This window comes from Novosphingobium bradum, assembly GCF_042646485.1.
In the GTDB taxonomy this organism is placed as follows: Bacteria; Pseudomonadota; Alphaproteobacteria; order Sphingomonadales; family Sphingomonadaceae; genus Novosphingobium; species Novosphingobium bradum.
On sequence record NZ_JBHRTQ010000011.1, the window covers coordinates 14,383 to 29,271 of the forward strand.

Below are 14,889 nucleotides of genomic sequence, written 5' to 3' on the forward strand. Positions count from 1 at the left end.
CGATGCTGAAGGAGCTTTACCTCATTGCGCGGCCGAGCGGCTTGAAGCGGCTCATCGCGGTGCTGGTGGTGACCGTGCTGCAAGCCACGGTCCAGACCATCGCGGTGTTTTCGCTGCTGCCGTTCCTGAGCGCCGTATCCGACATCGCGGCCTTCCGTCGGTCGGCGCTGGGCCGCCTGTTCGTGCAGGTCGTCGGCCAGGGCAGCAGCGATCACCGGATCATGCTGGCTGCCGGAACCCTGGCACTGGGGATCCTGGTCCTCGGCAACGGGCTGTCGCTGTTTTCGGATCACTATCGCACGAAATTCGCTTTCTCCGTCGCCCAGGATCTTCGCGTGCGGCTGCTGCGCCAGCTCGTGGCGCGGCGCTATGAGTATTTCCTCGGGATCAACAGCTCCGTCCTGATCAAGAACCTCGTCGACGATGTCGGCAAGGTGGGGGCCGACCTGGTGCTGCCGGCGCTCGACCTGGTATCGCGCGTGCTGATCGTGGTGTTCATGGCCATCGCGGTGCTGTTCGTGGAGCCGCTGGTCGTCGTGATCGGTGGCGTGGTCGTTCTGGCCTACAATCGCCTGGTGATGCATCCGATCCGGCGCAAGGCCCATGCCACCTCCGGCGCGATCCTCGATGGCATCCGCCAGTTGCATTTCGAGATCTTCCAGGCGCTTGGCGGCATCAAGCAGATCCTGGCCGCGGAGAAGGGCGGCTACTTCGTCAACCGGGTGGGCCAGGCATCGAGCCGCATGGTCCGGGCGATGGCAAGGGTGCCGATGTATGCGGCCCTGCCGCGCAGCGGGTTCGAGGTGCTGGTGTTCGGGGGCATGATCGTCTGGGTCATGTCGTCCATCGTGGCCGGCGAGAACCTCGCGGTGCTGATGCCGCGGATCGGGTTCATCGCGGTGGTGGCCTATCGCGTCATGCCGTCGCTGCAACTGATGTTCGCCCAGGCCGCGCTGCTGAATTCCTCGCGCCAGGCGCTCGACGAGGTAACCGGGCTGCTGCGGGAGCAGGACCGGTGGCTGGCGGCCGGCCAGCCACCGGCCGATTTGGGCGAGGATCGGCTGGGCTGGTCGCACAGTATCCGCTTCGAGCGGGTGAGTTTTGGTTACCAGGGGGCCGATGGTCCGGCGGTGGCCGAGCTGGATTTCAAGATCGGGAAGGGCGAGCGGGTGGCCTTCGTCGGGCCGACCGGCTCGGGCAAGTCGACCCTGATCGACCTGCTGATCGGCTTGCTCGAGCCGACCGGCGGGCGCATCCTGGTCGACGACCGGCCGCTTGATGCGGGGCGCATCGGGCCATGGCGGCGGACGATCGGCTATGTGTCGCAGGACCTGTTCCTGCTGGATGGATCGATCGCGCAGAACGTGGCCTTCGGCTGCGACGACGACGAGCTGGATCGCGCCCGGGTGCTCGAGATCGCCGAGATCGCCCAGGCGCGCGCGTTCATCGAAACCGGTCAGGCCAGCGGCCTCGATACGGTGGTGGGTGAGCGCGGGGTGCGGTTGAGCGGTGGCCAGCGCCAGCGCCTGGCCCTCGCCCGCGCGCTCTATTTCAACCCAAGCGTGCTGGTGCTGGACGAGGCGACCTCTGCGCTTGATCCGGTCACCGAACGCAATGTCACCGAGGCAATCCGCCGGGGCGGGGGCGAGGTGACCGTGGTGACGGTTGCCCACCGGATGAGCACGGTGAAGGACTACGACCGGATCCACTTCCTGGAAAATGGCCGCATCGTGTTTTCGGGATCATACAACGATCTCGTCGAGAACGAGGACCGCTTCCGCAGCTTCATTGCCGACAGCGTGTGAACGGCCCTGCCCGCCCAGGCGGGATCAACTCGCCGGCATGGCGCGCTGGTCCCGCACCTTCTCCTCCAGGCGCAGCAGCGCGTCGATGTTCGCCCGCCACGACGAGGCTTCGGCATAGGCGCTGAAGGCTGCGGCGCGATTTTCCGGCTTGGCGAGCATTCGCGCGAGCCCATCGGCAATGGCGTTGACGCTGTCAGGCTCGACCAGTTCGCCAAGGGCGAAGCTCTCCATCGTCGCGCGCAAGGGACCTGGTCCGCAGGATACGAGCACCGGCCGCTGGAAGGCGACCGCGTGCTGGAGCACGCCGCTTTGCGAGACGAAATCGCTCCGGTAGGTCAGGGCGACCAGGTCGGCCGCCGCAAAGCAGGACGGAATGTCGGCGTCGGCCACGAACCGGTCGTCGAAGTGGACCCGGTCGGCCAGGCCGAGACGCTGCGCCTGGGCGCGATAGTCACCGACCTGCTTCTGCGTCGAGCCGATCGAGGCGCCGGCGACGAGCAGGTGAACCTGCGGGAAGTCGGCCAGGGCTTCGATCAGCAGGTCAAGGTTCTTGCGGTCGGCCACGTGCCCGAACGAAAGCACCAGCGGGGCCGTGGCCGGGATGCCGAAGCGCTGGCGCAGGTCGGGGCTGGCGGGATGGCTATAGGTGTCCTCGAACGGCCCGAGCGGGGCTAGCCCCAGTGCAAGGCTGGCCGGTAGCCCGGCCTCGGCCGGAACCGGGCCGTGGACCAGGCCACCATCCAGCAGGGCATAGATCAGCCGGAGCGACCAGCGGTGGAGCCATTCCGGCCCGAAGTGGCGCGAGCGGACGGGGTCGTGCAGGTTGGCAAGGTAGATCCGGCCGGTGGCGTGCAACAGGATGTGCGGCCAGGCCCACAGCGGCGCGAAGTATTCCGAGGCGGCGTCGAGCAGGACAAACCGTGGCTGCAGCCGCACCATATGCCAGGCGAGCAGCCAGAAGTTGAAGGCCATGGCCGCCACGGCGACAAGCCGGCCGAGGAACCCCTTGCGGCGGCTGCGGCGCAGGCCGGGAATGCGGCGGTAGAGCGGCGCGGTTGGCCGCAGCAGGTGATCGCGATGACACAGCATCACGACATCGAATCCGCGCCGGGCCAGTTCCTGGGCCTGGTAGTGGGCGTGTTCGGCAATTCCGCCGAAATGCGACTGGGCCGAGACGAGGATCGTGCCAGACGCGGCGCGCGCGGCCCGGTCTGCCGGAGTCAGGGGCTCGTCCCGCATGGTGCCGGCGCGGATCATGCGGCGCGGGCGAGCTGCGCCAGGGCTGATTCCAGCCGGGCGATGATGGTCTCGCGCGACCAACGTTCGACCGCACGGCACCGGCCGTTCGCGCCCAGCGCCTCTGCCCGCGCGGGATCGTCGACCAGCGCGGCCACGGCCTCGGCCAGGGCTGCGGCATCGCCGGGCGGGGTGCAGATGCCGCATCCGTCCACTTCGGCGTGGAGGCCGGTGCCTGGTTCGGCCGTGGCCACGACCGGCCGGCCGGAAGCCAGCATATTGGTGAGCTTGGAGGGCAGGACGAGATCGGCCGCATCGGGGATTTGCGGCAGGAGGTGCACGGCCGCAAGGCTCAGCAGGTCCGCCACCCGCGCGGAAGGCTGCAAGGGGTGGAAGCGGATATTGGCGAGGCCCGCCGCGGCCTGTTCCAGTCGCGCCCGGTTCGGCCCGTCGCCGCAGATCACGAAGGTGATGTCCGGACGGCTGCTCAGGAGGCGCGCGGCCGCGATGATCACCTCGATGCCCTGCTTGTTGGCGATATTGCCGGAATAGAGCGCCACCCTGGTCTCGCCCAGACCCCATTCGGCGCGGTACGCGGTCGGATCGGCCCCCGCGTTCGCACCGGCGCCATCGGCCCAGTTGCGGATCTCGATCACGCGGTCGGGCGCGATGCCCTTGGCCACCAGCCTGGCGCACATCTGCGGGCTGATCGTGGAGACCCGGTCAGCCAGCCCCAGCACCCGGTTCTCGAAGGCGCGCGCGGCGCGCGCCGCAAGCCCGTCTGCCTTGACCAGCCCCATGGCGAAGGCGGCCTCGACCTCGAAATCCTGCACGTGGACCCACAGGCGCGCCCCGGCAAGGCGCGCGGCCAGCCAGGCCACCGGCACGCTGATCAGCGCAGGCGCGAGGCACAGGACCACATCGGGCCGCCGCCCGGGCCGCCGTCCGGCCAGGGCAAGGGCTGGGGCGAGCGCAGCGGCGGCAAAGCTGGCGAGATGGACGATGCGCTTGATCCCGGTGGGGCTGGCCGGGACATAGTGCGGGCAGCGGGTGACCGCGACGCCGTTTTCCACCGATCGTCGCCAGCCACCGCCGCGCCAGGCCTCGGGCACCTGCCACTGCGGATAGTAGGGCTTGCCCGCGATCATCTCGACCGCATGGCCGCGGGCGGCGAGGGCCACGGCCATGTCGGTCGTATAACGGCCGATCCCGATTTCTTCCGGGGCGTAGTTGATGCCCACGATGGCGATGCGGAGTGGGGCGGGTTGCTGGCTCACCCGGCCTCCGCGAGGAAATGGCGGTAGGTGTCGGCGATGCCCTCGTCCAGGGCGATCCGCGGCTGCCAGCCCAGGCCGGCCAGCAGGCTGGAATCCATCAGCTTGCGCGGCGTACCATCAGGCTTGGCCGGATCGGTGACGACTTCGCCAACAAGGCCGACGACCGCCATCACCATCCGGGCCAGGTCCATGATCGGGATGTCGGTGCCCGAGCCCACGTTGACATGGCTGTCGCCCGACCAGTGGCGCAGCAGGAACACGCAGGCATCGGCCAGATCGTCGACGTGGAGGAATTCGCGGCGCGGGGTGCCGGTGCCCCAGATCTCCAGCCCCCGCCGACCAGCCTGCCGGGCTTCGTGCGCCTTGCGGATCAGGGCGGGCAGGACGTGGGAGGAGGCGAGGTCGAAATTGTCGCCGGGGCCATAGAGGTTGGTCGGCATGGCGCTGATGAAGTCTGCCCCATGCTGGCGCCGATAGGCCTGGCACAGCTTTACCCCGGCGATCTTGGCCACGGCATACCATTCGTTGGTGGGTTCGAGCGGGCCGGTCAGCAGCGCGTCTTCGCGGATCGGCTGGGGCGCGAACTTGGGATAGATGCAGGATGATCCCAGGAACAAGAGCTTGGTCACCCCGGTGCGGAAGGCAGCCTCGATCAGGTTGGCCTCGATCATCAGGTTGTCGTAGAGAAAATCGGCCGGGAAGCTGGCATTGGCGAAGATGCCCCCCACCCTGGCGGCCGCGACGATGACCACCTCGGGACGTTCGCGAGCCATCCATTGCCGGACCGCCCGCTGGTCGACCAGATCAAGCTCGGCGCGCGGCGCGGCGAGCACTTCGCAATTTTCGCGCGCCAGCCGGCGGACAATGGCGCTGCCCACCATGCCCCGGTGCCCGGCCACGAACACGCGGCGGCCGGCCAGCGCGAAGGGCAGGTCCGTCACGCCCGCGCCCCCGCGCCGATGGACAGGGGATGGGACGGATTCGGCATGATCGTGGCAATCTCGCTGTCAGGGGCGGCAGCAGGCACCGCGCGGAAGGAATGTATCGACATGGACCGGGCAAGGGAACCCGCCGGCTGGCGATCAGCCCAGCAGATCCCGGGCCAGGGCTTCGGCGAGGCGGATGCCGTCCACCGCGGCCGAAAGGATGCCGCCCGCATAGCCCGCGCCTTCGCCGCCGGGATAGAGACCGCGCGTATTCAGGCTTTGCAGGTCGGCGCCGCGGGTGAAGCGCACCGGCGACGAGGTCCGCGCCTCGACCCCGGTGAGCACCACGTCGGGGTGATCGTAGCCGGCGATCCGGCGGCCGAACACCGGGATTGCCTCGCGCAAGGCTTCGATCACGTAGTCGGGCAGGCAGCGCGACAGGTCGGTGAGGGTGACGCCCGGCTGGTAGCTGGGCACGACCGCGCCGAAATCGCCCGACGACGGGCGGCCGGCGAGCAGGTCCGCCACCTTCTGGCCCGGCGCCTTGTAGTCCCCGCCGCCGGCCTTGAAGGCCAGGCTTTCCCAGTGGCGCTGGAAGGCGATGCCGGCCAGCGGGCCGCCGGGATAGTCCCGCGCGGGATCGATATCGACCACCAGGCCCGAATTGGCGTTGAACTCGGCCCGGGAATACTGGCTCATCCCGTTGGTGACCACGCGCCCGACCTCGCTGGTGGCGGCGACCACCCGGCCGCCCGGGCACATACAGAACGAATAGACCGTGCGGCCATTGGCGCAGCGGTGCGACAGGGCATAGGCCGCCGCGCCGAGGATCTTGTTGCCGGCATGATCGCCGAAGCGGGCCTTGTCGATCCAGCTTTGCGGGTGCTCGATCCGCACCCCGATGGCGAAGGGCTTGGCCTCGGCATGGACCCCGCACGCGTGGAGCTTCTCGAAGGTGTCGCGGGCGGAATGGCCAACGGCGAGGATCACGTGGGAAGCCGGCAGGACGGTGCCATCCGACAGGTGGAGCGCGGCGATCCGCCGTTCGCCCGTGGGCGTGGTGGCGATGTCGAAATCGTCGACCCGGGTGCCGAACCGGTATTCGCCGCCCAGGCTTTCGATCGTCTCGCGGATCGACATGACCATGGTGACCAGGCGGAAGGTGCCGATGTGCGGATGGGCTTCGGTCAGGATATCGTCGGGCGCGCCGGCCTTGACGAATTCGGTCAGCACCTTGCGGCTGAGGTGGCGCGGATCCTTGATGCGCGAATAGAGCTTGCCGTCGGAGAAGGTGCCGGCCCCGCCCTCGCCGAACTGGACGTTGCTTTCGGGATCGAGGACCGAGCGGCGCCACAGACCCCAGGTGTCCTTGGTGCGTTCGCGCACCGCCTTGCCGCGTTCCACGATGATCGGCCTGAGGCCCATTTCGGCCAGGATCAGCGCGGCCATCAGCCCGCAGGGGCCGGCGCCGATGACCACGGGGCGCTCCCCCGCCCAGCCCGGCGGGGCGCTGACCGGCGGGCGATAGGTGGTGTCGGGCGTGGGGCGCAGGTGCGGGTCGCCGGCATGGCGGGCAAGCACCGCCGCCTCGTCGGCAAGGACCAGGTCCACCACGTAGACCAGCTTGATCGCCCGCTTGTTGCGCGCATCGTTGCCGCGCCGGGCGATGGTGAAACGATGGAGCTCGCCCGGGACGAGGCCGAGGCGCGCGATGATCGCCGCCTCGAGTTCGGGCGGGGCGTGATCTAGCGGAAGGGCAAGGTCGGATAGCCGGAGCATGAAAGCGGGCCTAGACGTTCGCCGCGCAAACGCAAAGGGCGAGCCTTGCGGCCCGCCCCCTGTCGGTTGGTGCGGCGTGCCGGATCAGCGCGGCAGGTCGCTTGTGCCCATCAGCGCGAGGTCGACCGCGCGGGCCGCCTGGCGGCCTTCGCGGATCGCCCAGACCACGAGCGACTGGCCGCGCCGCATATCGCCGCAGGCGAAGATCTGGCTGTCGCTGGTCTGGTAGTCGGTCACGTTGGCCGCCACGTTGCCACGCGGATCAAGGGCGACTTCCGCCTGGTCGAGCAGGCCTTGCTTGCGCGGACCCACGAAGCCCATGGCGAGCAGGATCAGGTCGGCCTTGAGGGTGAACTCGCTGCCCGGCACTTCCTGCATCTGGCCGCCGACCCATTCGACGCGGACGCATTCCAGCCCGGTCACGTCGTTGTCGCCCACCACGCGCTTGGTGAGGACGGCGAAATCGCGGGTCACGCCTTCCTCGTGGCTGGACGAGGTCCGCAGCTTGAGCGGCCAGTTCGGCCAGGTCAGTGCCTTGTCTTCCTTTTCCGGCGGCTTGGGCATGATTTCGAGCTGGACGACCGAGGCCGCGCCCTGGCGGTTCGACGTGCCCACGCAGTCCGAGCCGGTATCGCCGCCGCCGATGACGATGACGTGCTTGCCGGTGGCGGTCAGCGAGCCCTGCGGCGCGGCGCGCATTTCATCGTCGCCGGCGTTGCGCTTGTTCTGCTGGGTGAGGAACTGCATCGCCGGGCGGACCGAGGGCAGCTCTGCGCCGGGGATGTCCAGCTTGCGCGGATCTTCCGCGCCGCCGGCCAGCACGATGGCGTCAAAGTTTTCCTTCAGCGAATCGACCGAGATGTGGACGCCCACTTCCGTCGAGGTGCGGAAGGAGACGCCTTCGGCCTCCATCTGCACCATGCGGCGGTTGATGAGGTGCTTTTCCATCTTGAAGTCGGGAATGCCGTAGCGGAGCAGGCCGCCGGGACGATCGTTCTTCTCGAAGACGGTGACCGAGTGTCCGGCGCGGGCGAGCTGCTGCGCGGCGGCCAGGCCAGCCGGGCCGGAGCCGACCACGGCAACGGTCTTGCCGGTGCGCCTGGCCGGCACCTGCGGGACGATCCAGCCTTCGCTCCAGCCCTTGTCGACGATCGCGCATTCGATCGACTTGATGGTCACCGGCTGGTCGACGATGTTCAGGGTGCAGCTCGCCTCGCACGGAGCGGGGCAGATGCGGCCGGTGAACTCGGGGAAGTTGTTGGTGGAATGCAGTACTTCGAGTGCGTTCTTCCAGTCCCCTTCATAGACCAGGTGGTTCCAGTCCGGGATGATGTTGTTCACCGGACAGCCGTTGTGACAATAGGGGATCCCGCAATTCATGCAGCGCGAGGCCTGGGCCTTGAGGTCTCCCTCCGCGTGCGGAATCACGAATTCCTTGTAGTGCTGCAGGCGCTCCTTCGGGTCCGCATAGGTGCGGTCCTTGCGGTCAAGCTCGAGAAAGCCGGTTTCCTTGCCCATCTTGTACTGACCCTACCTTATTCCGCGGCCACCGAGGCGGCGTCGCGCCGCTCGGCCTCGAGTTGCTTCAGCGCCTTCGCGTAGTCCTTCGGCATCACCTTCACGAACTTCGCCACCGCGGCGTCGAAGTCGTCCAGCAATGCCCGCGCACGCTTGCTGCCGGTGTGGAGATGATGGCGCTCCAGCAGGATGCGGATGCGGTCCGCATCGTGACGGAGCATATCGCCCATGCCCGGATCGGTGGCGCCGGTGCCGCGCTGCTGCGGGCGGCCGGTGCCTTCATCCTCGTCGCGCGCGGGCGAGACGGGGAGGAGATCGACCTGGGCAAGGTTGCACAAGGCTTCGAAATTGCCTTCCTCGTCATAGACGTAGGCCACGCCGCCGGACATACCCGCGGCGAAGTTGCGGCCCGTCTTGCCCAGCACGCAGACCACGCCGCCGGTCATGTATTCGCAGCCATGATCGCCGGTACCTTCGACCACGGCGACCGCGCCCGAGTTGCGGACGGCGAAGCGTTCGCCGGCGACCCCGTTGAAGAAGGCCTCGCCCGCGATCGCGCCGTAGAGCACGGTGTTGCCGACGATGATGTTCTCGGTCGGCTCGCGGTCCACATGGCCCGGCTGGCGCACGATCACACGACCGCCCGACAGACCCTTGCCGACATAGTCATTGGCATCGCCAACGAGGTCGAGCGTGACGCCGTGGGCGAGGAAGGCGCCGAACGATTGGCCCGCCACGCCCGAGAGCGAGACGTTGATCGTGTTGTCCGGCAGGCCGGCATGGCCATAACGCTTGGCCACTTCGCCCGAGAGCATCGCGCCGACCGTGCGGTTGACGTTGATGACCTTGCGCTCGATCCGCACCGGAGCCTGGCTTTCCAGGGCATCGGCGGCGGCGGCGATCAGCTCGTTGTCCAGCGCGTTCTCGAGACCGTGGTCCTGCGTGCCCGACCAGTTGAGCGTGGTGCCGGGGGCCGGCTGGACCTGGTGGAGCAGCTTCGACAGGTCGACGCCTTCGGCCTTCCAGTGATGGATGGCCTTGCGGGTATCGAGCCGATCGACCCGGCCGACCATTTCGGCCACGCTGCGGAAGCCCATCTCGGCCATGATCGCCCGCAGCTCTTCGGCGACGAAGAAGAAGTAGTTGATCACGTGCTCGGGCTGGCCGGTGAAGCGGGCGCGCAGGACCGGGTCCTGCGTGGCGACGCCCACCGGGCAGGTGTTGAGGTGGCACTTGCGCATCATGATGCAGCCGGCCGCGATCAGCGGCGCGGTGGCAAAGCCGAACTCGTCGGCGCCCAGCAGCGCGGCCACGGCCACGTCGCGCCCGGTGCGAAGGCCGCCGTCGGCCTGGACCGCGATGCGGCTACGCAGGTTGTTGAGCAGCAGGGTCTGCTGGGTTTCGGCCAGGCCGATTTCCCAGGGGCTGCCGGCGTGGGTGAGGGAGGTGAGCGGCGAAGCGCCGGTGCCGCCTTCGTAGCCGGAGATCGTGACATGGTCGGCGCGCGCCTTGGAGACGCCCGCGGCGACCGTGCCGACACCGACTTCGGAGACGAGCTTGACCGAGATCCGCGCGCCCGAATTGACGTTCTTCAGGTCGTGGATCAGCTGGGCCAGATCCTCGATCGAGTAGATGTCATGGTGCGGCGGCGGGCTGATCAGGCCCACGCCGGGGGTGGAGTGGCGGGTGGCGCCGATGGTCTTGTCGACCTTGTGGCCAGGCAGCTGGCCGCCCTCGCCGGGCTTGGCGCCTTGCGCCATCTTGATCTGGATGTCGTCGGCGTTGACGAGGTATTCGGCGGTGACGCCGAAGCGGCCCGAGGCCACCTGCTTGATCGACGAGCGCATCGAATCGCCGTTGGGCAGGGGCGTGAAGCGCTTGGGATCCTCGCCGCCCTCGCCGGTGTTCGACTTGCCGCCGATCCGGTTCATCGCCAGCGCCAGGGTGGTGTGGGCTTCCCACGAGATCGAGCCATAGCTCATCGCGCCGGTGGCAAAGCGCTTGACGATCTCGCTCGCCGGTTCGACTTCCGAAAGGTCGAGCGGCTTGTCCGCCTGCTTCAGCTCCATCAGGCCGCGGATGGTGAGCATCCGTTCGGACTGGTCGTTGATGGTCTGGGCGAACTCGCGGTACTTTTCCGGCGTGTTGCCGCGTACGGCGTGCTGCAGCGCGGCGATGTTCTGCGCGGTCCAGGCGTGTTCCTCGCCGCGCAGGCGCAGGCCGTACATCCCGCCGACGTCGAGCATGGCCTTGTAGATCGGGTTGTCGCCATAGGCGGCGGCGTGGCGGCGCACGCTTTCCTCGCCCACCTGGACGAGGCCGACACCCTCGATCGAGGTGGCCGTGCCGGTGAAATAGCCCTCGATGAACTCGGACGAGAGGCCGACCGCGTCGAAGATCTGCGCGCCGCAATAGGACTGGTAGGTCGAGATGCCCATCTTGGACATGACCTTCAGGATGCCCTTGCCGATGGCCTTGATGTAGTTCTTCTGGACCTCGTAGGCCGAGAGCGGCAGCCCCTTGCGGACGCGGATGTCCTCGAGCGTCTCGAGCGCGACATAGGGGTTGATCGCCTCGGCGCCATAGCCGGCCAGCACGCAGAAGTGGTGGACCTCGCGGGCTTCGCCGGTTTCCACGACCAGCCCGGTCTGCATCCGCAAGCCTTGGCGGACTAGGTGGTGGTGGACCGCGGCCGTGGCCAGCAGGGCCGGCATCGGAATGCGGTTCGGACCCTGGGCGCGGTCGGACAGGATCAGGATGTTCTTGTCGGCCAGGACCGCCTCGGTGGCCAGCCAGCACATTTCCTTGATTGCCGCTTCCAGCCCGGCGGCGCCGGTGGTGGCATCCCAGGCCATGTCGATGGTCTGGGTGCGGAAGGCGCCATCGAGCGCCGCCTCGACCGAGCGGATCTTGGCCACATCCTCGTTGGTGAGGATCGGCTGGTCAACCTCGAGGCGCTTGTGGCTGCCGGCATCGTGGCCGAGCAGGTTCGGGCGCGGGCCGATCATCGAGACCAGGCTCATCACCAGTTCCTCGCGGATCGGGTCGATCGGCGGGTTGGTGACCTGGGCGAAGTTCTGCTTGAAGTAGTCGTAGAGCAGGCGCGACCGGTTGGAGAGCACCGCGATCGGCGTGTCGGTTCCCATCGAGCCGAGCGGATCGTCACCCTGGACGGCCATCGGTTCGAGGAACTTCGAGACGTCTTCCTGGGTATAGCCGAAGGCCTGCTGACGATCGAGCAGCGAGGTGGTTTCGACCGGGAGCTGCGCCAGCTCCGGCTCGACCACGGCGAGGTCCTTGAGGTTGTACTGGGCCGCTTCCAGCCATTCCTCGTAGGGTTCGGCCCCGGCGAGCTGGGCCTTGATTTCCTCGTCTTCGATGATGCGACCCTCGGCAAAGTCGATCAGGAGCATCCGGCCCGGCTGGAGCCGCCACTTGCGGACGATATTGTCTTCCTTGATCGGCAGCACGCCGCTTTCCGAGGCCATGACCACGAGATCGTCGTCGGTCACGCAGAAGCGGGCGGGGCGCAGGCCGTTGCGGTCAAGCGTGGCGCCGATCTGGCGGCCATCGGTGAAGGCCACGGCGGCCGGGCCGTCCCACGGCTCCATCAGCGCGGCGTGGTATTCGTAGAAGGCGCGGCGCTTGGAATCCATCAGCGGGTTGCCCGCCCAGGCTTCCGGGATCAGCATCATCACCGCGTGGGCGAGGGAGTAGCCGCCGGCCAGCAGCAGCTCGAGCGCGTTGTCCAGGCAGGCCGTGTCGGACTGGCCGTGGGGGATGATCGGCCACATCTTGTCGAGGTCCGGGCCGAGCAGCTCGGATTCCATCGTGCGGCGGCGCGCGTTCATCCAGTTCACGTTGCCGCGAACGGTGTTGATCTCGCCATTGTGGGCGATCAGCCGGAACGGGTGGGCCAGCTTCCAGCTCGGGAAGGTGTTGGTGGAGAAGCGCTGGTGAACCAGCCCCAGCGCCGAAACGCATTCCGGATTTCGCAGGTCGTCATAGAAGGAACCGACCTGGGTGGCGAGCAGGAGACCCTTGTAGACGATCGTGCGGGTGGAGAAGCTGGGCATATAGAGCTGGGTCAGGCCCGGCAGGCCGTGCTTTTCGGCCATGGCGGCCAGCGGGTTCTGGACCTGCTTGCGGATCGCCAGCAGCTTGCGCTCGAAAGCGTCCTGGTCGGCGCAGTTCTCGCCCCGGCCGACCACGCACTGGCGGATCACCGGCATCGATTCGCGCACGGTCTTGCCGAGGCCGTCGAGCGTGACCGGCACGTCGCGCCAGCCGATCAGGTGCTGGCCTTCCTTGGCGATGAACTTCTCGAAGGTTTCCACGATCAGGGCGCGGCTGGCTTCGTCCTGGGGGAGGAAGCACATGGCCACGGCATAGTCGCCCGCCGCCGGCAGGGTGACGCCGGCATCGCGCGCCCACGAGCGCATCAGCTGGTCGGGAAGCTGGATCAGGATGCCCGCGCCGTCGCCCAGCAGCGGATCCGCGCCCACCGCACCGCGATGGTCGAGGTTTTTGAGGATTTCGAGCGCCTGGGTAATGATCGCGTGGCTTTTGGCGCCCTTGATGTGGGCGACAAAGCCGACGCCGCACGCGTCGTGTTCGTTGCGCGGATCATAAAGGCCCTGGGCCTGCGGGAATCCCATCGAATAATCCATCCTGTAACAGCCGCCGGATGCCCCTGAACGAGCCAGGAAACTCCGATACCGAAAACGCGACTCACCCGGCCGCAAAAATGCAGCGAGTGTCGCAAACTGCGCCATTGCCGTCGGGACAGTGATTTTGCAACTGCGAACCTGCGTCGGCTACCCCCAGGGGCAGGATGCCGCGCCGACAGGGGCAGGATTCGGGCCGAAAACGGGAACCGGCGATCGGCCGAGTGTGGGCCGATTTGCCTTGCGCCGCAAGTCAGGCGGTGCCGCTCATCCGCTGGAGCGCGGCGAGCGCTTCGCGAAGGGCCGCCTCGGTCTGTGCCGCGCTGGCCGGCTCGTCCATGCCGGGCAGGCGCGTGGGAAGCGGGGGTGCCGGCACGGCCTGGCCGGGGAAGACCACCACGGGGCGCGGGCCGGCTTCCGCTGCCGGTTCCGCCTCGCCATCCTCGATCCGGACGAAATCGGCGAGCGGAGGCGGCACGCGGGTGGTAGGCCGCAGGTCGAGCAGCGAGGAATAGCCGGTCGCATCGGGATCGGCGGCTGGATCGGCCGGGCTGCCATCGCCGCCGCCATGATCATCGCCGCCGTCCAACTCGGGCAGGCTCCACAGCGCCGGTTCGGTGCTGTCGGAACCGGGATTCTCGTCGAGCCACCGGTCGGCCTGGACCGGCGGGGACAGGATCACCATTTCGCCGGCCGGCGATGGCGCCAGGTTGGCAGGCGGGGCAGGGCGGCGCGCGAGCAGCGGGCTGGCATTCTGGTCGGCGGGCCGGCTGGCGAGGTCTTCGGCGCAGGGCTCGGCCGGCATATCAAACGGCCGATTCGCGGACGGGGCCGGGCGGGGCGCGCCGCCATGGGGTTCGCCGAAGGGCGTTGGCTGGATCTGGTTGGATGCGGGAGCCGATGGCTCGGTCGTGCCGTCGCGATGGCGGCGGGCATGGAGGGCCACGGCGAATCGTTCGACCAGCTCGATCACGCCGAGGGTTTCCAGCGGCGCGGCGCACAGGCGCATGGCCGCCGTCCCGGCAAGCTGGGCCGGGCTGCGGAACCGGATCGCGGGGGCATCGCCGCGATCGTCGGCCGGTTCGGCCGCCGGGGTCGCGCCGGATCCCGAGGGCGCGCCCGCCGGTGCATCGGCGGGCGCATCGGCAGGTTCAGCGGCAGGCTCGGCGGCTGCGGATGCGGCCGCCAGCGGGGCTAGCGTCGGCAGGGCGGAAATCTCGAGGATCGAGGGGGCGCCCTCGGCCGTCTCGCTGGTCAGCGCGCGGCGGCGGGGGGTCGATTCGCTGCGCGAGGCGGCCAGCCGGGCGAAATCCTCGTCGTCGCCGGCCGTGGGCGTCGGGGCGGCGCGCACGGCGGCGGCGGGTTGGCGCACGGGCGAACCGGCATGGCGGCGGCCCAGCGCGCGGGCGGCAAGAAGGCCGCCGGCCGCGCCGGTCAGGGCGAGGGCGAAGGCGAGCAGAAGCCGGGCGGTGAAGCCCAGCGGCGGGCGGGCGGAGGGCACGAGATCGTCAAGGTGGACCGCGCCGGCCGCGCGCTCGATCAGTCCGACCGGCATGATCATGGCGCCGATCGCCAGCAGGGCGGCAAGCCACAGGGCAAGGATGGCGGGAAACAGCGGGTGGGCGGCGAACGCCGCGCGGCGGCGATCCTGCGCCGGCTCGGTCGGGATGTCGCTGGGCAT

At 68.7% G+C, this 14,889-nt stretch carries 8 protein-coding genes; 1 reads left to right on the forward strand and 7 read right to left on the reverse strand.

The features are described from left to right. The first annotated feature begins 2 nt into the window (after positions 1–2). The gene (locus ACFOD9_RS13145) at positions 3–1,805 is read left to right on the forward strand and encodes an ABC transporter ATP-binding protein (protein WP_379510671.1); all 1,803 of its coding nucleotides are present in this window, start codon (positions 3–5) and stop codon (positions 1,803–1,805) included. 24 nt (positions 1,806–1,829) lie between these two features. On the opposite strand, the gene ACFOD9_RS13150 is transcribed toward ACFOD9_RS13145, so the two are convergent. The 7 genes from ACFOD9_RS13150 to ACFOD9_RS13180 all read right to left on the reverse strand — a co-directional run bounded on the left by ACFOD9_RS13150 (position 1,830) and on the right by ACFOD9_RS13180 (position 14,889). Beyond that, a complete protein-coding gene (locus tag ACFOD9_RS13150; RefSeq protein ID WP_379510583.1) occupies positions 1,830–3,044 on the reverse strand; it encodes a glycosyltransferase in 1,215 nt (404 codons plus the stop codon). A gap of 14 nt (positions 3,045–3,058) precedes the next feature. Further along, complete coding sequence (locus ACFOD9_RS13155) at positions 3,059–4,318, reverse strand: WcaI family glycosyltransferase (RefSeq protein ID WP_379510584.1); 1,260 nt, start codon at positions 4,316–4,318, stop codon at positions 3,059–3,061. After that, a complete protein-coding gene (fcl, locus tag ACFOD9_RS13160) occupies positions 4,315–5,259 on the reverse strand; it encodes a GDP-L-fucose synthase (RefSeq protein ID WP_379510585.1) in 945 nt (314 codons plus the stop codon). The genes ACFOD9_RS13155 and fcl overlap by 4 nt, the downstream gene beginning before the upstream one ends. Positions 5,260–5,400: 141 nt before the next feature. Beyond that, the gene (locus ACFOD9_RS13165; protein WP_379510586.1) at positions 5,401–7,023 is read right to left on the reverse strand and encodes an NAD(P)/FAD-dependent oxidoreductase; all 1,623 of its coding nucleotides are present in this window, start codon (positions 7,021–7,023) and stop codon (positions 5,401–5,403) included. A gap of 84 nt (positions 7,024–7,107) precedes the next feature. Beyond that, on the reverse strand, positions 7,108–8,541 hold the full coding sequence (locus ACFOD9_RS13170) for a glutamate synthase subunit beta (RefSeq protein WP_379510587.1): 1,434 nt from the start codon (positions 8,539–8,541) through the stop codon (positions 7,108–7,110). A gap of 17 nt (positions 8,542–8,558) precedes the next feature. After that, entirely contained in the window at positions 8,559–13,199 is a 4,641-nt protein-coding gene (gene gltB / locus ACFOD9_RS13175) for a glutamate synthase large subunit (protein ID WP_379510588.1), read from the reverse strand. 262 nt (positions 13,200–13,461) lie between these two features. Continuing rightward, a complete protein-coding gene (locus ACFOD9_RS13180) occupies positions 13,462–14,889 on the reverse strand; it encodes a hypothetical protein (RefSeq protein WP_379510589.1) in 1,428 nt (475 codons plus the stop codon).